The organism is Mesorhizobium sp. M1E.F.Ca.ET.045.02.1.1 (genome assembly GCF_003952485.1).
Lineage (GTDB): Bacteria > Pseudomonadota > Alphaproteobacteria > Rhizobiales > Rhizobiaceae > Mesorhizobium.
Genome location: NZ_CP034447.1, coordinates 3,323,403 through 3,345,074, shown reverse-complemented (window position 1 = coordinate 3,345,074; position 21,672 = coordinate 3,323,403). Strand labels below are relative to the sequence as shown.

The 21,672-nt window shown below is 64.2% G+C and carries 21 protein-coding genes; 15 read left to right on the top strand and 6 right to left on the bottom strand.

From position 1 onward, the window contains the following. The first annotated feature begins 11 nt into the window (after positions 1 to 11). Both EJ070_RS16160 and EJ070_RS16155 read left to right on the top strand, forming a co-directional pair. On the top strand, positions 12 to 1,121 hold the full coding sequence (locus EJ070_RS16160; protein WP_126092263.1) for a cellulase family glycosylhydrolase: 1,110 nt from the start codon (positions 12 to 14) through the stop codon (positions 1,119 to 1,121). A 72-nt stretch (positions 1,122 to 1,193) separates the two neighbouring features. Beyond that, positions 1,194 to 2,717, top strand: a complete 1,524-nt coding sequence (locus tag EJ070_RS16155; RefSeq protein WP_126092262.1) for a hypothetical protein — start codon at positions 1,194 to 1,196, stop codon at positions 2,715 to 2,717. Between the two features lie 21 nt (positions 2,718 to 2,738). Here the strand turns inward: EJ070_RS16155 and EJ070_RS16150 are convergent, their stop codons facing one another. After that, positions 2,739 to 3,623, bottom strand: a complete 885-nt coding sequence (locus EJ070_RS16150; RefSeq protein WP_245464893.1) for a hypothetical protein — start codon at positions 3,621 to 3,623, stop codon at positions 2,739 to 2,741. Positions 3,624 to 4,045: 422 nt separating this feature from the next. Between EJ070_RS16150 and EJ070_RS16145 the strand changes: the two genes are divergently transcribed. The 3 genes from EJ070_RS16145 to EJ070_RS16135 are packed head-to-tail and all read left to right on the top strand — an operon-like array spanning position 4,046 to position 6,905. Further along, entirely contained in the window at positions 4,046 to 4,597 is a 552-nt protein-coding gene (locus EJ070_RS16145) for a MaoC family dehydratase (RefSeq protein ID WP_126092261.1), read from the top strand. Next, positions 4,594 to 5,754, top strand: coding sequence for a CaiB/BaiF CoA-transferase family protein (locus tag EJ070_RS16140; protein ID WP_126092260.1), 1,161 nt, complete (start codon positions 4,594 to 4,596; stop codon positions 5,752 to 5,754). The genes EJ070_RS16145 and EJ070_RS16140 overlap by 4 nt, the downstream gene beginning before the upstream one ends. A gap of 5 nt (positions 5,755 to 5,759) precedes the next feature. Continuing rightward, positions 5,760 to 6,905: an extracellular solute-binding protein gene (locus EJ070_RS16135; RefSeq protein ID WP_245464946.1), complete on the top strand. Its 1,146-nt coding sequence runs from the start codon at positions 5,760 to 5,762 to the stop codon at positions 6,903 to 6,905. A gap of 24 nt (positions 6,906 to 6,929) precedes the next feature. Here EJ070_RS16135 and EJ070_RS16130 read toward each other — a convergent pair whose 3' ends face one another. Continuing rightward, positions 6,930 to 7,766 (bottom strand): amidohydrolase, encoded by an 837-nt coding sequence (locus EJ070_RS16130; RefSeq protein WP_126092259.1) that lies wholly within the window; start codon positions 7,764 to 7,766, stop codon positions 6,930 to 6,932. Between the two features lie 117 nt (positions 7,767 to 7,883). Further along, positions 7,884 to 8,669: an IclR family transcriptional regulator gene (locus tag EJ070_RS16125; RefSeq protein ID WP_126092258.1), complete on the bottom strand. Its 786-nt coding sequence runs from the start codon at positions 8,667 to 8,669 to the stop codon at positions 7,884 to 7,886. Between the two features lie 158 nt (positions 8,670 to 8,827). Here EJ070_RS16125 and EJ070_RS16120 point away from each other — a divergent pair, with 158 nt between their 5' ends. From EJ070_RS16120 to EJ070_RS16075, 10 genes are all read left to right on the top strand, one after another. Next, entirely contained in the window at positions 8,828 to 10,138 is a 1,311-nt protein-coding gene (locus tag EJ070_RS16120; protein ID WP_126092257.1) for a sugar ABC transporter substrate-binding protein, read from the top strand. A 211-nt stretch (positions 10,139 to 10,349) separates the two neighbouring features. Next, complete coding sequence (locus tag EJ070_RS16115) at positions 10,350 to 11,246, top strand: sugar ABC transporter permease (protein WP_126092256.1); 897 nt, start codon at positions 10,350 to 10,352, stop codon at positions 11,244 to 11,246. Positions 11,247 to 11,248: 2 nt separating this feature from the next. Beyond that, on the top strand, positions 11,249 to 12,115 hold the full coding sequence (locus EJ070_RS16110; protein WP_126095781.1) for a carbohydrate ABC transporter permease: 867 nt from the start codon (positions 11,249 to 11,251) through the stop codon (positions 12,113 to 12,115). 4 nt (positions 12,116 to 12,119) lie between these two features. Beyond that, positions 12,120 to 13,217, top strand: a complete 1,098-nt coding sequence (gene ugpC, locus EJ070_RS16105) for a sn-glycerol-3-phosphate ABC transporter ATP-binding protein UgpC (RefSeq protein ID WP_126092255.1) — start codon at positions 12,120 to 12,122, stop codon at positions 13,215 to 13,217. A 2-nt stretch (positions 13,218 to 13,219) separates the two neighbouring features. Continuing rightward, on the top strand, positions 13,220 to 14,341 hold the full coding sequence (locus tag EJ070_RS16100; protein ID WP_126092254.1) for a mandelate racemase/muconate lactonizing enzyme family protein: 1,122 nt from the start codon (positions 13,220 to 13,222) through the stop codon (positions 14,339 to 14,341). Between the two features lies 1 nt (position 14,342). Next, entirely contained in the window at positions 14,343 to 14,672 is a 330-nt protein-coding gene (locus EJ070_RS16095) for an L-rhamnose mutarotase (protein WP_126092253.1), read from the top strand. Next, on the top strand, positions 14,665 to 15,738 hold the full coding sequence (locus tag EJ070_RS16090; protein WP_126095780.1) for a Gfo/Idh/MocA family oxidoreductase: 1,074 nt from the start codon (positions 14,665 to 14,667) through the stop codon (positions 15,736 to 15,738). The genes EJ070_RS16095 and EJ070_RS16090 overlap by 8 nt, the downstream gene beginning before the upstream one ends. 7 nt (positions 15,739 to 15,745) lie before the next feature. After that, positions 15,746 to 16,198 carry a MaoC/PaaZ C-terminal domain-containing protein gene (locus tag EJ070_RS16085; RefSeq protein WP_126092252.1) on the top strand — a complete coding sequence of 151 codons (453 nt, stop codon included), beginning with the start codon at positions 15,746 to 15,748 and terminating at the stop codon, positions 16,196 to 16,198. Between the two features lie 20 nt (positions 16,199 to 16,218). Next, entirely contained in the window at positions 16,219 to 16,950 is a 732-nt protein-coding gene (locus EJ070_RS16080; RefSeq protein WP_126092251.1) for an SDR family oxidoreductase, read from the top strand. Between the two features lie 13 nt (positions 16,951 to 16,963). Then, positions 16,964 to 18,241 carry an L-fuconate dehydratase gene (locus EJ070_RS16075; protein ID WP_126092250.1) on the top strand — a complete coding sequence of 426 codons (1,278 nt, stop codon included), beginning with the start codon at positions 16,964 to 16,966 and terminating at the stop codon, positions 18,239 to 18,241. An 83-nt stretch (positions 18,242 to 18,324) separates the two neighbouring features. Here the strand turns inward: EJ070_RS16075 and doeB are convergent, their stop codons facing one another. The 3 genes from doeB to EJ070_RS16060 are packed head-to-tail and all read right to left on the bottom strand — an operon-like array spanning position 18,325 to position 21,541. Further along, positions 18,325 to 19,326, bottom strand: a complete 1,002-nt coding sequence (gene doeB, locus EJ070_RS16070; RefSeq protein ID WP_126092249.1) for a N(2)-acetyl-L-2,4-diaminobutanoate deacetylase DoeB — start codon at positions 19,324 to 19,326, stop codon at positions 18,325 to 18,327. 4 nt (positions 19,327 to 19,330) lie between these two features. Next, positions 19,331 to 20,509 (bottom strand): ectoine hydrolase DoeA, encoded by a 1,179-nt coding sequence (gene doeA, locus EJ070_RS16065; protein ID WP_126092248.1) that lies wholly within the window; start codon positions 20,507 to 20,509, stop codon positions 19,331 to 19,333. 39 nt (positions 20,510 to 20,548) lie between these two features. After that, positions 20,549 to 21,541, bottom strand: a complete 993-nt coding sequence (locus EJ070_RS16060; RefSeq protein ID WP_126092247.1) for a cyclodeaminase — start codon at positions 21,539 to 21,541, stop codon at positions 20,549 to 20,551. Positions 21,542 to 21,672: the final 131 nt, after the last annotated feature.

Genomic DNA, 21,672 nt, shown 5'->3' with positions numbered 1-21,672 from the left:
GCGGTGGATCGATGACATCGCCGCTCAAGGTGTCACGCCGACATGCGCTGGCTCTTGCCGCCGGAGCCGTTCTCGCCACCTGCCCTCTGCCACGGTCAGCCGCGCTGGCGACCACCGATGCCCGCGTCCCGTCGCGCGGCTTCAACCTTCCCGGATGGCTCGACCGTGATGGTGGACTTGCCCCCTCCACGGCCACGCTTGAAAAGCTGCGCCAGGCGGGGTTCGAAACGATCCGGCTGCCGGTAAACGGCGATCTCGTCTCCAGCGGCGACCCGGCAACGCTTCGCCGCATCCAGAACGGGATCAGGGACCTTGTCGGGCTCGGCTTTTCCGTTCTCCTCGACATGCATCCCTCGGGCGAACTGGTGGCAGCCTTCCGGAGCGATCCCGACGCCGCGGGCGGACGCGTGCTTCAGGCTTGGACGGCGCTGCGTGTCGTCGTCGCCGATCTGCCGGCGGAATCGGTCTATCCGGAGCTGCTCAACGAGCCACCCATGGAACGGAGCGCATGGCTGGCGCTGCGCGAACGGATCGCCGCGACACTGCGAGCAAGCTGTCCGCTGCACACACTGGTCTGGGGACCGGCACGGTTTCAGGGTATCTGGGAAATCGCCGACACGCCGCCGCTCGCCGACGACAACCAGATTGCCGCCGTCCACTATTACGCGCCTATGGCCTTCACCCATCAGTGCGAGAACTGGGATGCGTCGCCGCTCGCCCGCATCGCAAACCTGCCCTTTCCCGCGAGCAGCGAAATGACGGCGGTCCGCCAGCTTCTCTCCAAGCTTCGATCGGCCGGCGATGAAGAGGCCACCAACCTCGTTGAAGACGAACTGTCGTCGCCATGGACAGAGGCGCGGATCGCCGCGGATTTTGTCGATCTGGCGCGCTGGTCCGCGAACCACGATTGCCCGGTCATGCTGAACGAATTCGGTGTGCTCAATTTCTGTGTGGATCCCGAAAGCCGCGCGTCCTGGGTGCGCACCGTGCGCATGGCGGCGGAGGCGAACCATGTGGCATGGACTTATTGGGAGCTCGATCAGGGTTTCGGCTTCATCAGGGACAGGCGGAGTATCGAAGGATTCGACCGCTCGATGATCGCCGCGCTCCTTGGAGGTTAAGCGGGAAACGGACGTGAACGAAAGGCGCCATAACCACTTGCCGCGGCGAGCAACGACCGGATCGGGCCGCCGATGAGCACGACGCAGGCCTATTCGCCCGCCAGCCTGGGCGTGCCGGGCCGTGACACGCCCGAAGCCCTGCTGCATGTCGGCACCGCCTTGCTTGTCGTAGCGCTCGCCGTCTCCTCCTTTGCCGTCTGGACGCCGTTCGGGGTTGCTGCGACCTTCGTGCTGACGCTGATCCTTGCAAACGCAATGCCTTCGGGCGTCCCCGTGCTGATCATCTGCGCCTTCCTCTACCAGAACCTCGTGGTCGCCTGGTTCACCCCTTACATTCCCGACAACGACACATTCGATGCGCTGCGCGGCACCAACTTCATCATCCTGATGACGGCGTTCGGCATCTTCCTGGCCGCCTCGTTTCAGCACCGTGTCCGCGCGCTGACCGAATTGCGCCCGTGGCTGCTGCTGAGCATGGTGCTTTGCGGAACGGTTTGCTTCTATTTCGCCCTCGGCGTCGTGCATGGCGGCCCCAAGGACGCGGTCGTCTATTTCCGCAACACGATCACACCGCTCGCCTGCTTTCACATCGCGGCCCTCGCCGCCAGCCTTTATCCCGTCGATCTGCGCAAGAGCATGCTCTGGCTCGGCGCCGGCGCGATCATCTATGGCTACGCCGAACTGATCTTCACCATGGATTTCCTCGGCCTCTTCCACGGCGACCTTTACGTCGAGCGCAGCATATCGCGGCAGGTCGAGACAGGTGTGTGGGAGCAGGCGCTGAAGGAAACGGGTTTCGTTTATCGTGGGATCGAAGACGTGATGACCACGACCTTCTTCAACACGCCGCTGTTCAACGACATCCTGCCGAGCGTCTTTCGCATCGGCGGCCCGAACTTCCATCCGATCAGCTATGCTTACGCCTTGAGCATCATTTCGGCCTGGCTCCTGTTCAGAGGACGATGGTTGCTGCCTGTCGCGGCCTTGCCGCTCTTGCTCGTCATCGGCTCCAAGGGAGCGACGTTCATGCTTTTCGTCGCGATTGCCGCGCGGCTGATCTACAAGCCCTCCCGTGCCGGTCTGGCGCTTACGGCCGTCATAGGTTTGGCCGTGGTCTGGACAACCGCGGCGATCGGCTACGGTGCAACACATGGCGACTATCACGTCCTCGGCCTGATCGCCGGCATGCGCGACTTCCTGGCCGACCCGCTGGGGCAAGGGCTGGGGCTCGGCGGCAACCTGTCGAGCACGAGCATCAATCTCAACTGGCAAAGCGCTCAGGCCGAGGGAGCGGCCTCCGTGCCGGTCGAGAGCGCGGTTGGCGTCATGCTTTACCAGATGGGCGTGGGCAGCCTGGTGTTCTTCGGCTTCCTGGCGGCGCTGCTGGTGGCGCTGCGCCGGCAGCTCATCGAAACCGGCGACCCGGATTTCCTGTTCGGTTTTGTCGGCATCGCCACCATCTCGGCCAACGCCGTGCTGCAGGAGGAGGCGTTCTACTCCCCTCTCGCCCTCGCCTTCTGCCTTTTGCTCGTGGGCGTGTCGCTCGGAACACGCTGGCGCATGGCCGCGGCGGCGAGGGTTGGTTTGCCCGACTGATTCAGCCGCTTCGCGATTCCTTCACGAGCCGAACAGCACCATCTCGGTGAATGTCAGGTCTCCCGGCAAGGGCGATCTCGGACCCTTGAAATATTTCAGTCCCTTGTTGGGAAAATACCTGCCGAACAGTCCGGCAATCGGGCCCATGGCATCGACGAGGCAAAGCAACTTGCCGCGCCGCAGGAGAAAGCGCCCCACGGCCCCGGCGCACCGGAGCAGATCCGCGTGGGAGCGGCAGTAGACGACCTGGCAGCACGGAATAAGGCCATGCAAAATCCGGCGCGGCTTCAGCACAATGGGCAGCGCCACACCGTCGCAAACGCAGATCAGCGACAGGCAGCCCAGCGCCGCATGCTCCAGGAGTATGTATCTTTCATTGTCGGTGAGCTCAGCCATTTCGGCGAGATCCGAACGGACTTCCAGCACGCGGTCCTGGCGCGGCATCGCATTCAGGACGGGGAGGAAGGCGACCTGTCCGCCGGAAAACAGGCGAAAGCCGAACGCCTTGTTGAGTTTCAATGTCCCGGGTGACGGGGAAATATTGGTATAGACAACGTCCTTGCGCGCAATGACCGTCGCGATCATCCGGCTGGCATAGGGCCGGAACTCCGCGTCCACCGACCAGCTCGAGAGATTGCAGCGGATTTCGTCGCCGTCCACGCCCCTGTGCCTGGCATAGAGCGTGAGCACGGCGCCGACGATCTTGCCCGACTTCTCGAGGACAAAACCATATCGAGGGAAATCGGCGACCGCGGGCCGACGCGACAGGCGGGTCAGCGCCTCGATCCAATAGCTGCGGCTGCGTTCCGGAAAGCCCCTGCGCAGGCAATCCGCCACGCCTTCCCAGTCCCCCTCATCGAAGGGCCGGCAGCCGACACCGGAAGGGAATGCACCAAGAACCGCCATAATCGTCTCAAGAAAAAAGTCACTCGATGTGATCGAGGTCCATATTATCCTGACGATCGATTACTAACGAATTACACCACCTTCGGGGCCAATTTTATTGGCCATATTTCACGACACCGCGCAGTGCTCCTCCGCTACAACCGATCCTCCAAATTCTACAACCCAAGAGGGTTGACGTAGCTGGCTCTGTCGGGCCGCAGGCAGCCAACAGGGAATGGCCGGGAGCAACGTTGTGCCCCGCGCACATGTTTCACTCTCGGTTCGACCGTGTGGCCAAAATTTCTGTTCGACTCCGCTTGTACCGAAATCTCATATGTGAATATAATCTTCACAAGAGAAGATTGATGGGAGGATCGATCGCGCCCCGGCTCCGGCCTGCCCGGACGGCGCGGCCTATTCTCCGGCAGCGGACGAACAGGATAATGACCAGCTTCCCACCCACCGTCGGCGTCGCTTCGACCCGCCCTTCCGACATGCCGGCCGATCACGCCGAACTGCCGGTGTGGAACGCCGAAAACTGGTTGTATGAGGATTGGCCGGTCGGCCAGAAAATCCGCTCGCTCCGGCGCACCATGGCCGAAGGCGACAGCCATCTCTTCAACACCCTGGTGCTCGACATCCACCCTTACGTGCAGGACCAGATGTTCGCCGAGCGCGAAGGCATTTTCGGCAGGCGTCTGGTGGCCGGCGCGTTCGTCTTCTCCGCCGGGCTCGGCCTCGTCGCGACCAATTGCGTCAACGCCTTTTCCTACGGCTACGACAAGCTCCGCTTCATCAAGCCGGTCTTCATCGGCGACACCATCTATTCGATCCGCACCAACATGGAGAAAAAGCCCCGCTACAAGGACATGGGGCTGATCCGCGCCAGCTACGAAGTCTTCAAGGGCGAAGGCGAGCTGGTGCTCTACTGCGAGCACCTTCAGACGGTGAAATACAAGAACCCGGCCGACTTCGCCGGCAAGACGGAGAAGTGATGATGGCCGCCGACCTGCCGCTGTCCGGCCTTGTCGTCGTCGACATGAGCCAGTTCCTGTCGGGACCTTACTGCTCGCTGAGACTGCTCGACCTCGGCGCGCGCGTCATCAAGATCGAGCGTCCGGATGGCGGCGACCTGTCCCGCAGGCTCTATCTCAGCGACACCGAGATCGGCGGCGATTCCACCATCTTCCACGCCATCAACCGCGCCAAGGAGAGCTTTGCCGTCGATCTGAAGAACGAAGCGGACCTTGCCGCGCTCCGCGGCCTGCTCGGCAAAGCGGATGTGCTGATCCAGAATTTCCGGCCAGGCATCATCGAGCGGCTCGGCCTCGACTATGAGCATGTGCGCTCGCTCAACCCGCGGCTGGTCTATGCCTCGATCAGCGGCTATGGCGAGGAAGGCCCTTGGGTGAAACGTCCAGGCCAGGATCTGCTCGCCCAGGCGCGCTCCGGCGTGATGTGGCTGAACGGCGACGAGGATCAGGGTCCGGTGCCGTTCGGTCTGGCAATCGCCGACATGCTGGCGGGTGCCGCCTGCGCGCAGGGCATCCTCGCAGCACTTGTCCGGCGCGGCATCACCGGCGAAGGCGGCCATGTCGAGACCAGCCTGTTCGAGGCGCTGATCGACTTCCAGTTCGAGGTTCTGACGACACATCTCAACGACGGACGGCGGCTGCCGCGCCGTTCGTCCTTCCGCAGCGCCCATGCCTATCTGGCGGCGCCCTACGGCGTCTATCCGGCCAAGGACGGTTTCCTGGCGATCGCCATGACGCCGATCCCTAAACTGGCCGACCTGCTCGAGATCGAGGCGCTGGCGCCCTACCTCGACCAGCCGTCGACCTGGTTCACCGCGCGCGACGAGATCAAGGCGATCATCGCCCAGCGCATCGCGCAGAAAGCGGTCGATGAATGGCTGGCGATCCTCGAGCCGGCCGATATCTGGTGCGCGAAGGTGCTGAACTGGAGGGAGATGCTGGAGAGCGACGGCTTCAAGGCGCTCGACCTGCTGCAGACCGTGACGCGCGAGGATGGGGTGACGATCGACACGACCCGGTCGCCGCTGCGGATCGACGGCGTGCGCGCCAAGGTCGAGCGGGCGGCGCCGCGCGTCGGCGAGCACAGCGACAAGATCCGCAAGGAGTTCGGCCTGTGAGTGGCATGTCGTTGAAAGGCATGACCTGGAACCATCCGCGCGGCTACGATCCGATGGTTGCCTGCTCCAGGCTGTGGCAGGAAAAGACCGGCATTTCGATCGAATGGGAGAAGCGCTCGCTGCAGGATTTCGAATCTTTCTCGGTCGAGGAACTCGCCCGCGCCTATGACCTGATCGTCATCGATCATCCGCATGTCGGCCAGATCACCGCCGAGAAGTGCCTGGCGCCGCTCGACGTTCCGGGCCGCGAGGCGGAGCGCGAAGCGCTGGCCAAGGCAAGCGTCGGTCGATCCTATCCAAGCTACGCCTGGCGGGGACGGCAATGGGCCTTTCCGATCGACGCCGCCAGCCAAGTGCAGGCCTGGCGGCCCGATCTGATCGAGGCCGCGCCGACGATCTGGACCGAAGTGCTGGAGCTTGTCGAGCAGGGCTGCGTGCTCCTGCCGCTCAGGCCGCCGCACTCGCTGATGTGCTTCTTCACTTTAGCCGCCGATCTTGGCCGGCCGTGCGCCGTCGAAGGCCCGGGCGATCTGGTCGATCCCGAGACCGGCGAAACCGTCTTCGAAATGCTGCGTGAGATCTCGGCGCTCGTCGATCCCGAATGCCTGACGATGGATCCGATCGCGGTGTTCGAAAAGATGGCGGAAGCCGGCTCGCGCATCGCCTGCGCACCGCTGATCTATGGCTACGTGCCCTATGCGAAAGCCGGGTTCCGTCCGAACCAGCTTTTTTTCAGCGACATGCCGTCCGTGGGCACTGACGGCCCGGTCGGTTCCGCTCTCGGCGGCACCGGCATCGCCGTCTCGGCTTTCTCCACTGCCAGCAAGGAAGCGATCGACTTCGCCTACTGGATCGCCAGCGGCGAGGTGCAGCGCGGTCCCTACGCCGCCGCCGGCGGCCAGCCCGGCCATGCCGCCGCCTGGGAGGACGCGGCCGTCAACGCCGCGACCGGCGATTTCTATCGCCGCACGCGGGCAACGCTCGAGGGCGCCTGGGTACGCCCGCGCCATGACGGCTACATGGCGTTCCAGCAGGCCGCGTCCGACTGCCTCAACGAGGGCCTAGCCGGCCGGCAGGATGGGCGCCGGGTCGTCGCCGACATCAACCGCCTGTTCCGGGAGAGTTTCGCGCCCGCCGTTGCGGCCGACTAATACATTCGCGCATCGGCGCTGGGCTTACAGCCGCCAGAGTTTCTTCGCGTTGCCGGACAAAAGCTTCGCGCGCTCGGCCTCGCTCGCGCCGGCAATGAGCGCGTGTGTCGCCGCCACCCAGCCGAGCAGCCCGCCGCCCAAGGTGCACACGGGCCAGTCACTGCCCCACACGACGCGGTCCCAGCCGAAGCTTGCGATGGTGTGCTCGACATAGGGCCGCAGCGTCTCGGCGGTCCAGGTCGCGGGATCGGCATAGGCGACGACGCCGGAGATCTTGCCGACGACATTGGGGCGCCGCGCGATCGCGGCTATCTGCTCGCGCCAGGGGTGCTCGGCCTTGCCCTTGATGTCGGGCACGCCGCAATGATCGAGGACGAACTGCACGTCCGGCGCCAGATCGACGAGCGCAATGGCCTGCATCATCTGCCTCGGCAGGACGCAGAGATCGAACGTCAGTCCGCTGCCGGCGATACGCTTGATGTTTTCGCGAAAAAGCGCGCCCTCGGAAACGTCGTCGGGCACGACATGCAGCACGCGGCGAAAACCCTTCACGAAAGGATCGGCTTTCACCTTGTCCAGCCAGGCGGCGAAACCGGCCTCTTCCGGCCGGCACGAGACGATCGCGCCCCGCACCAGGCTGCCGGGCTTCTTCGACTGTCCTTCGACGTGAGCCGTCTCGGCCTCGATATCGGCCGGGTCGACATCGACCTCCATATGCAGCGCCTGCTCTATGCCCGCGCGGCGCGCCTCGGTGGCATATTCATCGTGGGAGAAGTTGCGGTCGAGCGCCGGCACGCCGGACAGCCAAGGGTAGCGCAGCGCCGCCTTGTCGATGAGATGCAGGTGCGTGTCGACGATCATGGCTTCCTCCCTTGTCGCTTATGCATGTCATCCAAAAGTGTGCAGCGGTTTTGGGTGACATGCATCAAAACCCTGGATTCGATCATCTCACGGGAGAATTCATCATTCAAATAAGAATTATCCCTTTGGCCGCACATCCGATCCGGCGAGTTGCGACAGACGGGCGGCGGCGGCCTGGAGCAGCGTGATGGTCCTGGTGATATCGGGCGCGGACGGCGCGTTGACCAGGGTGATGTAGGGTATGGTGAGCGCGGCGATGCCGCGGCCGTCGGGACCGAGCACCGGCGCTGACAGATTGTAGACGCCGGCCGTCTGCAGCGAAGCCATCATCTCATAGCCGCGGTCGCGCACCTGGTCGAGGCGGGCGAAGAAGTCGGGCGACAGCTTCATCTCCTCGTTGCTGCGCAAGTGCTCGGCGATCATCATCTCGCGCTCTTCCGGCGAGCGGAACGCCAGCAGGACATGTCCCGACCCGGTGTCGAACAGGCTGATATGCGAGCCGACGCGGATCGAGATACCCCAGTATCGCGGCGCTTCCTGCTGGGCGATGACGACCGCGCTGCCACGATCGAACACCACGAGCTGGTTCGCCTGCCACGACGTCTCGGCCAGTTCGCGCATGATCGAGGTGGCGTAGGAGACCAGCCTGCGCACCGGCGCATGCAACTGGCCGAGCCCGAAGAGCTTCAGCGTCAGCGAATAGCGGTCGCCGTCGGGGCGTGTGACGTAGCCGCGCTTCACCAGCCGGTCGAGCATCCGGTAGAACTCGTTCGGGCTGCGGTCGAGCCGCTTGGCGATCTCGGCCTGGGTCAGGCCGCCGTCGACGCTTGCCAACAGCTCCAGGATGTCCAGCCCTTTGTCCAGAGCCGGCGCGCGATAGCGGTCTTCTTCGTCGTCCTGCACCGGATGCCCCTCTGGTGAATTTTCATCTTCATATACGCAAGAGCGCCATCGTTGGAAAGCAGTTTCGGCTTGACGACTTATGAATATTTTGTTTGCATATGAATGAAGCTGCTGAGCTTCAGATCACGACGGCTGTCGGCCGTCCAGGGAGGATATTCATGAACAGACTGCTTTCCGGCGTCGCCGGCGCATTGCTCATGGCATCGGGCGCGGCATTCGCGGCCGATCTGCCGGGCAAGTTTCCCGGCGTCACCGTCGACGCCAAGCTGATTGGCGGCCAGCAATACGAGAAGCTCTACGAGCGTATCGGCGAGTGGGAGAAGGCGACCGGTGCCAAGGTCAACGTCATCTCCAAGAAGAACCACTTCGATCTCGACAAGGAGATCAAGTCGGATATTGCCTCCAACTCGATCACCTGGTGCGTCGGCTCCAACCACACCTCGTTCGCGCCGCAATATCCGGGCATCTACACCGATCTCGCCAAGCTGCTGCCGAAGGAGGAGATCGATGCCTTCGTGCCTGCCAACATCGCGGCCGGAACGCTGGATGGCAAGCTGGTGATGCTGCCGCGCGCGCAGTTCGACGTCTCGGCGCTCTACTACCAGAAGAGCCTCTATCAGGACGAAGCCAAGAAGAAGGCCTACAAGGAGAAGTACGGCGAGGACCTCGCGCCCCCGGACACGTTCGACGAGATGGCCCAGCAGGCGGAATTCTTCGCCAGCCCGCCCGACTTCTACGGCACGCAATATGCCGGCAAGGAAGAGGCGATCAACGGCCGCTTCTACGAGATGCTGATTGCCGATGGCGGCGAATATCTCGACAAGGACGGCAAGCCGGCCTTCAACTCCGAGGCCGGCGTCAAGGCGCTCGACTGGTTCGTCAAGCTCTACAAGGCCAAGGCCGTGCCCGCCGGCACGACCAATTATCTTTGGGATGACCTCGGCCAGGGCTTCGCGTCTGGCACCGTGGCGATCAACCTCGACTGGCCGGGCTGGGCCGGCTTCTTCAACGACGCGAAGTCGTCCAAGGTCGCCGGCAATGTCGGCGTCAAGGTCCAGCCCAAGGGCTCGTCCGGCAAGCGCTCCGGCTGGTCCGGTGCGCATGGCTTCTCGGTGACCGAGAACTGCGCCGACAAGGAAGCCGCTGCCTCGCTCGTCTGGTGGCTGACCAATGAGGACAGCCAGAGGCTGGAAGCCGCGGCCGGCCCGCTGCCCACCCGCACCAAGGTCTGGGAATGGGACCTCGATCAGGCGAAGTCCGATCCTTACAAGACCGAAGTGCTGCAGGCCTTCCAGGAAGCCGCCAAGAACGCCTTCCCGGTGCCGCAGACGCCGGAGTGGATCGAGATCTCCAACGCCGTCTATCCGGAGCTGCAGGCCGCCATCCTCGGCGACAAGACCTCCAAGCAGGCGCTCGACGACGCGGCCGCCAAGGCGACGCAGATCCTCGAGGACGCGGGCAAGCTCTAATGCATGTCGCCCAAAAGTGCGCAGCGGTTTTGGGTGGACGACATGCATCAGAACAAAGGCTTAAAGCGCGTCGCTTGGAGTTCGTTTCGAAGCGACTCGCTTTAAGCGCCATCCTCCCCGCGGCGCCGGTCCTCGCGACCGGCGCCGCTTTGACCGATGCGGCCGGCCGCGACACGGATCGCCAGCAGCACTACCATCTTTGGAACATTGCATGACTGCCAAGCGGCTTTCCGCGCCAACCCTTCTTCTGCTGCCGGCCGTGCTCGTGCTGGCGGCAGTGGTGGTCGTGCCGCTCTGCCTGTCTTTCTATTCCAGCTTCACGCCGTTCAGGCTGACGCGGCCGGAAACCTTCTTCACCTTCATCGGGCTGCGCAACTATCGCAACATCCTGTCCAACGCGAATTTCTGGTGGGCCTTCGGCCGCACCGTGCTCTTGCTCACCATCGCGCTCAATCTCGAGATGCTGCTGGGGCTCGGCCTTGCGCTGCTGGTCGAGAAGGCCAGCCGCGGCCAGCGGCTGCTGCGCACCATCATGATGTTCCCGATGATGTTCTCGCCGATCCTGGTCGGCTTCCAGTTCAAGTTCATGTTCAACGACAATATCGGGTTGGTGAACAACGCGCTGCAGTCGCTCGGCCTGACGCAGGACGCCATCCCGTGGCTGATCGAAGGCCACCTTGCCTTCATCGCAATTTCGATTGCCGAGATCTGGTCGTCGACCTCGATCTTCGCGATCCTGATCCTCGCCGGCCTGCTCGCCATGCCGAAGGAGCCGGTCGAGGCGGCGCGAGTCGATGGCTGCACGCCGTGGCAGACCTTCCGCTATGTGACCTGGCCCTTCATCATGCCGTTTGCCTATATCGCCATGACCATCCGCTCGCTCGACGTCGCGCGCGCCTACGACATCGTCAAGATCATGACGGATGGCGGCCCGGCCGGCCGCACGGAACTGTTGTGGACGCTGGTGGCGCGCACCGCCTATAGCGACGCGCGCATGGGTGTCGCCAACGCGATGGCCTATTTTTCGATCCTGCTGTCGATCGTCTTCACCGTCTATTTCTTCAAAAAGCTCGCCGCGGCGCGCACCCAGATCGGCGCGGAGTGGTGATGATGGACGCCAACGCATCCGCCCGCCTGAAGCGCCGCGCTGGCGTCGTCGCCCATCGCGTCGGCCTGTTCCTCGCCATGCTTTTGATCTGCCTGCCCGGCGTCTGGATCGTGCTGTCGTCCCTGCGGCCGACGGTCGAGATCCTAGCCAAGCCGCCGGTCTGGATCCCGCAGCAAGTCTCGCTCGATGCCTACATCGCCATGTTCAGCGGCGTCGGCAAGGGCGGCATCCCGGTCCTCGATTATTTCCGCAACTCGCTGATCATCTCGGTGACGTCGACCGTCATTGCCATCGCCATCGGCATGGCCGGCGGCTACGCCTTCGCCCGCTACCGCTTCCGCGGCAAGTCGGCGATGTTCCTCGGCCTGATGCTGACGCGCACCGTGCCCGGCATCGCGCTGTCGTTGCCGCTGTTCTTCGTCTACGCCCGGCTCGACATCATCGACACGCATTTCGGCCTGATCCTGGCCTACGTCGCGCTCAACGTGCCCTTCACCATCTGGCTGATCGACGGCTTCTTCCGCCAGGTGCCGAAGGACCTCGCCGAGGCGGCGCAGATCGACGGCTGCACGCGCTGGCAGGCCTTCTGGCAGGTCGAGTTTCCACTGGCCGGACCGGGGATCGCGTCGGCCGGCATCTTCGCCTTCCTCACCTCCTGGAACGAGTTCGCGCTGGCTTCGCAGCTCACGCGCTCGATCAATTCGAAGACGCTGCCCGTCGGGCTGCTCGATTACACCGCCGAATTCACCATCGACTGGCGCGGCATGTGCGCGCTGGCCGTGGTGATGATCATTCCGGCGCTTATCCTCACTTTCATCGTGCAGAAGCACCTCGTCGGCGGCCTGACCTCCGGCGCGGTGAAAGGTTGATCCGATGGCGATTGTCTCGCTCAAGAAACTCACCAAGCGTTACGGCAACATGGAGATCGTGCACGGCATCGACCTCGATGTCGCCGACCGCGAGTTCATCGCGCTGGTCGGGCCGTCGGGCTGCGGCAAGTCGACCACGCTGCGCATGATCGCCGGTCTCGAGGACATCTCCGGCGGCACGATCGAGATCGGCGACCGCATCGTCAACGACCTGCCGCCGCGCTCGCGCAACATCTCGATGGTGTTCCAGTCCTACGCGCTTTATCCGCATATGACAGTGCGCGAGAATCTCGGCTTCTCGTTGAAGATCGCCGGCGCGCCGAAGGAGGAGATGGCCCGCCGCGTCGCCGAGGCCTCGGCCATTCTCGGCCTCGACGCGCTGCTGGAGCGCCGCCCCTCGCAGCTTTCCGGCGGCCAGCGCCAGCGCGTCGCCATGGGCCGCGCCATCGTGCGCGACCCGGACGTCTTCCTGTTCGACGAGCCGCTCAGCAATCTCGACGCCAAGCTGCGCACCCAGATGCGCACCGAGATCAAGAAGCTGCATGCCAAGGTGAAATCCACGGTCATCTATGTCACGCACGACCAGGTCGAGGCGATGACTCTCGCCGACCGCATCGTCATCATGCGCGACGGCTATATCGAGCAGGTCGGCACGCCGGATGAAGTCTTCCAGCGGCCGGCCACGCGCTTCGTCGCGGGCTTCATCGGCTCGCCGCCGATGAACCTGCAGGAGGCGACCGTTGACGACGGCAAGGTCGTTTTCGCCGGCGGCCAGAGCCTGCCGCTGCCCGGCCGTTTCAAGGCTAGGGTCAGCGCCGGCGACAAGGTGATTTTCGGCCTGCGTCCCGACGACCTCTATCCAGCAGGCCACGGCCTGCATTCGGGTGACGCCGCCGATGTCCATCAGATTGAGCTGCCGGTGACGGTGACGGAGCCGCTCGGCAACGAAACGCTGGTGTTCGCCGAATTCGATCGCCGCGACTGGGTCTCGCGCATGCTGAACCCCAGGCCGTTGAAGGCCGGCGACCGCGTCGCCATGAGCTTCGACCTGTCGCAGGCGCATCTGTTTTCCGCGGAAACCGGCAAATCCTTGAGGAGCTGACGATGGCCAAGATCGAGAAAGTCGAGCTTGCAATGGTCGATCTGGTGCCGAAGGTGAAGCGCACCGACGCGATCCAGAGTTTCGTCAGCCAGGAAACTCCGATCGTCACCATCACCGACGCCGACGGCGCGGTCGGCATGGGCTATTCCTACACGATCGGCACCGGCGGTTCTTCGGTGATGCGGCTTCTGGCCGATCACCTCGCGCCGCGCCTTATCGGTGAGGACGCCGACCGGATCGAGGCCATCTGGCACGATCTCGAATTCGCCACCCACGCCACCACCATCGGCGCCATCACGGCAATCACGCTCGCGGCAATCGACACCGCGCTCTGGGACCTGCGAGCGAGGAAGCAGAACCTGCCGCTCTGGAAACTCGCCGGCGGCGCCAAGGACCGCTGTCCGCTCTACACCACCGAAGGCGGCTGGCTGCACCTCGAGACGGCCGCACTTGTCGAGGATGCCCTGGCCGCCAAGGCGAAAGGCTTCACGGGCTCCAAGGTCAAGATCGGCAAGCCGCACGGTTCGGAGGATTTCGCCCGGCTTTCGGCCGTGCGCAAGGCCGTCGGCGACGGCTACGAGATCATGACCGACTGCAATCAGGGTTTTACCGTCGATGAAGCCATCCGGCGCGCCGAGCGCTTGCGCGATCTCGATCTCGCCTGGATCGAGGAGCCGCTGCCCGCCGACGACATCGACGGCCATGTGCGGCTGTCGAATTCGACCGCGACGCCGGTGGCCGTCGGCGAGTCGCTTTATTCGATCCGCCATTTCCGCGAATATATGCAGAAGGGCGGCTGCAACATCGTCCAGGTCGATGTCGGCCGCATCGGCGGCATCACGCCGTGGCTGAAGGTGGCGCATATGGCGGAGGCCTTCGACATGCCTGTCTGCCCGCATTTCCTGATGGAACTGCATGTCAGCCTGGCCTGCGCGGTGCCGAACGGCAAATATGTCGAGTACATTCCGCAGCTGGATGAGTTGACGGGCAAGAAGATGGTGATCGAAAACGGCCATGCGCTGGCCCCAAGCGAGCCGGGCCTCGGCATCGACTGGGATTTCGATGCGCTCAAGGCGCGCAGCATCGCCGAATTCAACGTGACCATCACCGAACGGAGAAATTGAGATGCAGCGCATGGGCATGGTGCTCGGCCTGAAGCCGGAGAAGGTCGACGAATATGTGCGCCTGCACGCCGCTGTGTGGCCGGACGTGCTCAAGATGATCTCGGCCTGCAACATCAAGAACTACTCGATCTATCTCAAGCGTCCGGAGAACCTGCTGTTCTCCTATTTCGAATATCACGGCACCGATTATGCCGCCGACATGGCCAAGATGGCCGCCGACCCGAAGACCCAGGAATGGTGGGCGGTCTGCATGCCTTGCCAGGAGCCCTTGCCGACCAGGCAGGAGGGCGAATGGTGGGCGATGATGGATGAAGTCTTCCACCATGACTGACGCCTTCGACCCTCGATTGCTGGCGCAATCCTGGCCAGCGCCTGCGAAGCCGCGTCCGATTGTAACCTTCGGCGCCGGCTCGATCGTTGGCGACGCGCACTTGCCGGCCTATCGCAAGGCCGGCTTTCCAGTTGCCGGCCTCTACGATCCCGACCATGCCAAATCCGGAAAACTGGCTGAGAAGTGGGGCGTGACGGCGTTCCGCTCGGTGGGCGAGGCGGCCGCTGTCAAGGACGCGATCTTCGATCTCGCAACGCCGCCCGGCCGGCACGCCGAGGTCCTGAAGGCCCTGCCCGATGGTGCGGTCGCATTGATCCAGAAGCCGATGGGCAACTATCTCGGCGAGGCAACCGAGATCCTCGAAATCTGCCGCGCCAAGAAACTCAAGGCTGCGGTCAATTTCCAACTGCGCTTCGCGCCGATGATGCTGGCGCTGAAGGACGCGATCGCCAAGGGCTGGCTGGGCGAGGTCGTCGACTTCGACGCCTGGCTGGCGCTTGCCACGCCGTGGCAGCTCTGGGAATTCCTGCTCAAGGCGCCGCGCGTCGAGATCGCCATGCATTCGATCCATTACCTCGACCTGATCCGACAGCTCCTCGGCGACCCCAAGGGGGTCCACGCCAAAACGCTCGGCCATCCCAATCACAAGGTCGCGCAGACCCGCACCAGCGCCATCCTCGACTATGGCGACACGGTGCGCTGTGCGCTCTCGATCAACCACGATCACAAATTCGGACGCCGGCACCAGGCCTGCGAGTTCCGCATCTGCGGCACCGAGGGCGCTGCCTATGTCAAGCTCGGACTCAATCTCGACTATCCTCGCGGCGAGCCCGATGTGCTGGAGATCTATCCCAAAGGTGGATCCGACTGGGTCAGCGTGCCGCTCACCGGCGAATGGTTCCCCGACGCCTTTGTCGGGCGCATGGCCAATGTCCAGCGCTTCGCGTCCGGGGAAGACAACGAGCTAGTCAGCTCCGTCGAAGATGCCTGGAATACGATGGCGTTGGTGGAGGCCGCCTATAAATCGAGCGCCGCACCGGCGACGCCGCTCGCGGAAAAGCCGTAGGGACGAGATGGAACAGGTCACCTATTTCGAAGACTATGAGATCGGCTCGTCGCGGCTCACCGGCGGCCGCACGATCACCGAGACGGACTTCGTCGTCCATGCCGGACACACCGGCGATTTCTTCCCGCATCATATGGACGCCGAGTTCATGAAGACGACGCCCTTCGGCCAGCGCATCGCCCATGGCACGCTGGTGTTCTCGGTCGGCGTCGGCCTCACGGCAACCGTCATCAACCCGGTCGCCTTCTCCTATGGCTATGACAGGCTGCGCTTCATCAAGCCGGTGTTCATCGGCGACACGATCCGCACGCGCACGACGATCGCCGCGAAGGAGAACGATCCGAAACGACTGGACTCAGGGCGCGTCATCGAACGCGTCGAGGTCATCAACCAGCGCGACGAAGTCGTACTCGCCGCCGATCACATCTACATCGTCGAGCGGCGTCCCCGACTCGGCTGAACGACGGAGACAAAAACAACATGGCTGATCTGACGGGCAAGGTCGTTGTCGTTACCGCGGCGGCGCAGGGCATCGGTCGGGCAAGCGCGCTTGCCTTCGCCAAGGCCGGCGCAATCGTCCACGCCACCGACATCAACGAGGCGGTTCTGCCCGAGCTCGGCAAGATGCCCGGCGTCAAGACCCGCAAGCTCGACGTGCTGAACGACGAGGCCGTGAGGGCCGCCTTCGCCGAGATCGGCCGCGTCGACGTGCTGTTCAACTGCGCCGGCTTCGTCCATTCCGGTTCGATCCTCGAGATGAAGGACGAGGACCTCGACTTCGCCTTCAATCTCAATGTGCGCGCCATGATCCGCACCATCCGCGCCGTGCTGCCCGGCATGCTGGAGCGCGGCGATGGCGCCATCATTAACATGGCCTCGGTCGCGGGCGCGCCGAAGGGCGTGCCCAACCGCTTCGCCTATGGCGTGACCAAGGCGGCCGTGATCGGCCTGACCAAGTCGATCGCCGCCGATTATGTCGCCAGGGGAATCCGCTGCAACGCGGTCTGCCCCGGCACGGTGGAGAGTCCGTCGCTCGAAAGCCGCATGCGCGCGCAGGGCGACTATGAGGCCGCCCGCGCCGCCTTCATCGCCCGTCAGCCGATGGGAAGGCTGGGCACGGCTGAAGAGATCGCCGATCTCGCCGTCTATCTCGCCGGCGCGACTTACACGACCGGACAGGCCTATAATATCGACGGCGGCTGGTCGATCTGATGAGGCACTGAGCATGACACGCATTACCGATCTTCGCACCTTCGACCTGCGCTTTCCGACGTCGCAAAGCCTCGACGGGTCGGACGCGATGAACCCCGACCCGGACTACTCCGCGGCCTATGTCATCCTCGACACCGACGTCCCGTCGTTGAAGGGCCATGGGCTCACCTTCACCATCGGCCGCGGCAACGAGATCTGCTGCGCGGCGATCGAAGCGCTGCGCCATCTGGTCGTCGGGCTCGACCTCTGCTGGGTCAAGGAGGACCCCGGCCGTTTCTGGCACCACGTGACCGGCGACAGCCAGCTGCGCTGGATCGGCCCGGACAAGGGCGCCATGCATCTTGCGGTCGGCGCGGTCGTCAATGCGGTCTGGGACCTGTGGGCGAAGGAAGCCGGCAAGCCGGTCTGGCGGCTGGTCGCCGGGATGAGCCCGGAAGAGACCGTCAAGATCGTCGACTTCCGCTACCTCACCGATGCGATCACGCCGGTCGAGGCGCTGGAGATCCTGAAGAAGGCCGAAGCCGGCAAGGCCGAGCGTATCGCCACGCTCGAGCGCGAAGGTTATGCCTGCTATACCACCTCGGCCGGCTGGCTCGGCTATCCCGACGACAAGCTGCGGCGGCTCTGCCAGGAAGCGGTCGACCAGGGTTTTGACCACATCAAGCTGAAGGTCGGCCGCGACCGCGCCGACGACATCCGCCGCCTCAGGATCGCCCGCGAGGTGATCGGCCCGGACCGCTACCTGATGATCGACGCGAACCAGGTCTGGGAGGTCGACCAGGCGATCGACTGGCTCACCGACCTCGCCTTCGCCAAGCCCTTCTTCATCGAGGAACCGACCAGCCCGGACGATGTTGCCGGCCATGCGAAAATCCGCAAAGCCGTGGCGCCGATCAAGGTCGCGACCGGCGAGATGTGCCAGAACCGCATCATGTTCAAGCAGTTCATCGCAGGTGGCGCCATCGACGTCGTGCAGATCGATTCCTGCCGCATGGGCGGGCTCAACGAAGTGCTGGCCGTGCTTCTGATCGCGGCCAAGTTCGGCTTGCCGGTCTGGCCGCATGCCGGCGGCGTCGGCCTGTGCGAATATGTCCAGCATCTGTCGATGATCGACTATGTCGCCCTCTCGGGCACCAAGCAGGACCGCGTGATCGAATATGTCGATCACCTGCATGAGCATTTCCTCGATCCCTGTGTCATCGAGAACGCGGCTTACATGCCGCCGACGGCACCAGGCTTCTCGATCGAGATGAAGGCGGATTCCATTGCCGCCTATCGACATCGCGGTTGACTGCGAGTCGTAACGCAGGCGATCAAACCTGCGTTACGACATCGCTTCTGAACCGTTCACCGCGGCGAGCGCCGTGATCCGCGTCAATCAACCTCGACGGCAAGCACCGAGACGCAATCACCGGCCTTGACCAGGCCCGGGAAATGACGCGCGGCCAGCAGGCCCGACATCCTGGCCCTGATCTCCTGCGGCGCGACGCCGGTGCGGCCTGTCGAATGGATGCGCGCCACGACCTGGCCCTCATCCACTTTCTCGCCGAGATCGACCATGGTCTCGATCATGCCGTCCTCCTCGGCGAAGGCAAAGCAATCGCCCGAAGGCATGTCGAGCCAGCGGGTTCTGCCCTTCTCGATCGTACCAGCGACGATGCCGGCGTGGCGAAGCACGTTGAGCACGCCGCGACGGGCGATGCGTACCGTCTCGGCCCGTGATGTGCCGCCGCCGCCAAGCTCGGTGGTGACGAAGACCTTGCCCATCTCCTCCGCCGCCGTGTCATACATGCCGACCGTGTCGATCTCGGTCATGCGCATCGAGAACGGCGCCGAGAAAGCCTCGACAGCGGCGAAGGCCTTCTCTTCCTGCGCCTTGTCGAGCAGCGTGTGCGCGGCGCAGAACGGCACGAAGTCCAGCGTCTTTCCGCCGGAGTGGAAGTCGAACACGATGTCTGCCCGCGGCAGCAATTCGCGCTGGAAATAGTCGGCGATCTTCTCCGTCACCGTACCGTCCGGCCGGCCGGGGAAGCTGCGGTTCATGTTGCCCTTGTCGATCGGCGAGGTGCGGGTGCCGGCTCGGAAGGCCGGATAGTTCATCGCCGGCACGATGATGACCGTGCCGGAGACATCCTTAGGATCGAGCGTGCGGGCGAGTTCGTAGAGCGCCAGCGGTCCCTCATACTCGTCGCCGTGATTGCCGCCGGTGAGCAGCGCCGTCGAGCCCTTGCCGTTGCGGACGACGCAGATCGGGATCATCACCGAGCCCCAGGCGGAATCGTCGCGGCTGTAGGGCAAGCGCAGGAAGCCGTGCTGGACGCCGTCGCGTTCGAAGGCGACGGTCGGCGTGATCGGCGATGGACGCAGAGCTGACATTGCCTCAATCCTTCACGAACAGCTTGCGCGGCACATTGGCCAGGCACTCGACACCGGTCTCGGTGATCAGGATCGACTCGGTGATCTCTAGTCCCATTGTCTCAAGCCAGAGACCCGTCATGAAATGGAAGGTCATGCCGGGCTTGAGCTCGGTGCGGTCGCCGGGGCGCAGGCTCATGGTGCGCTCACCCCAGTCCGGCGGATAGGAGATGCCGATCGGGTAGCCGGTGCGGTTGTCCTTGACGATGCCGTACTTCTTCAGCACTGCGAAGAAGGCATTGGCGATGTCCTCGCAGACGTTGCCCGGCTTCGCGGCGGCAAGGCCCGCCTCCATGCCTTCCAGCGTCGCCTTCTCGGCGTCGAGGAAGGCCTGCGTCGGCTTGCCTAGGAAGACCGTGCGCGACAGCGGGCAATGGTAGCGGTTGTAGCAGCCGGCGATCTCGAAGAACGTGCCCTCGCCCGCCTTCATCGGCTTGTCGTCCCAGGTGAGATGCGGCGCGGAAGCGTCGGCGCCCGACGGTAGCAGCGGCACGATCGCCGGATAGTCGCCGCCGATGCCCTCGACGCCGCGCGTGCCGGCGTCGTAGATCTCGGCGACCAGATCGCATTTGCGCATGCCGACTTCGATCTTGTCGACGATGCGCTGGTGCATCGCCTCGACGATGCGGGCGGCATTGCGCATGTAGTTGATCTCGGTCGGGCTCTTCACGGCGCGCTGCCAGTTCACCAGCGCGGTGGCGTCGACGAAACGGGCGTTGGGCAGGTGCTTCTGCAGCGAGGCGAAGGCGGCCGCCGAGAACCAGTAATTGTCCATCTCGACGCCGATGGTCAGCTTGTCCCAGCCGCGCTCTGCCAGCACGCTCGCGAGGTAGTCCATCGGGTGCCGCTCGGTCGACTGCACATAATGGTCAGCGTAGCCGATGATGTTGTCGTGGGCGAGATAGGCGGTGCGCTTGGCGCCGTTGGCGTCCTGGCCGCGGCCATACCAGACCGGCTCGCCCGAGGGCGGCACGATGACCGCCTGATGCACATAGAAGGACCAGCCGTCATAGCCGGTCAGCCAGGCCATGTTGGAGGGATCGCTGACGATCAGCAGATCGACCCCCTTGGCCTCCATGGCTTTCCGCGTCTTGGCGAGGCGATCGGCAAATTCGCCTCGCGAGAATTTCAAGTTTGGCTGCATCGTTCTTGGTCCTCGTTTGTTGGGCCTCGCGGCCAGGCATCAGCTTTCGAAAACGGTTCCGGCATTGGCTGCCCGCGCGCGGTCGCGGGCCAAAGTGGCGATCGCAGTGTCCTGCACGCCGGTACCGGTGAGGTCGGCGACGGTGATGTCGCCGGCCGAGCGTCGTCCGTGCTTTTTCCCGGCGATGATCTGGCCGAGCTCGGTCACGTCGGCGTCGGCGGCCATCACGCCCGCCTCGATGGCGTGATGGAGCTCGCCGAGGCGCCGCGTCTGTTTCGCGCTGTCGGCGACATAGAGATCGGCCATGCGCAGGATCGCCGGCGCGATCTCGTTTTTGTGCTCGGCATCCGACCCCATGGCGGTGATGTGCTGGCCGGCGGAAACGAAACCGGCCTTGATCAGCGGCTCGGTCGACGGCGTGGTGGTAACGATGATGTCGGCCTCTGCCGCCGCCTTCGCCGCATCCGGCTCGGCGCGCACCATGATGCCCAGCTTCTCGCGTAAGCGAGCGGCGGCCGCCTCGGCCTTCGCTGCGTCACGGGCCCAGATGCGGGCTTCCTCGATCGGCCTGACAAGGCGCAAGGCCTCCAACTGCAGGCCGGCCTGCAAACCGGCGCCGAAGATCGCGGCCACGGTGGAGTCTTCTCGCGACAAGAACCTGGCCGCGACCGCGCCGGCTGCGGCGGTGCGGACATCGGTCAGATAGCCATTGTCGAGCAGCAGCGCTTCGACCACCCCGGTCTTTGCCGAGAGCAGCACCATCATGCCGCCGCCGCTGGGCAGGCCGAGCTTCGGATTGTCGAAGAAGCCGGAGCTGATCTTGATGGCGAAGCCGTCGATGCCGGGCACATAGGCGGACTTCACGTCGACCTCGCCGCGATGCTCGGGAATGTCGAGCCGCAAGATTGGCGGCATTGCCACCGGCAGCGTGGCCAAAGCGCGGAAAGCATTCTCGACACAGGCGACGGCGTCGAGATCGAGCGTCACGATCTTGCGCAGATCCGCTTCGGTGAGGATGGTCATGCGGCTCATGCGATGCGCTCCACGATGGCCCACGCTGCGAAGGAAGGCGCTCCGTCGCACCCCCCTCTGGCCTGCCGGCCATCTCCCCCGCAAGGGGGGAGATCAGCAGCTTTGCCGACGGCACTTGTCCTGCAACGTCG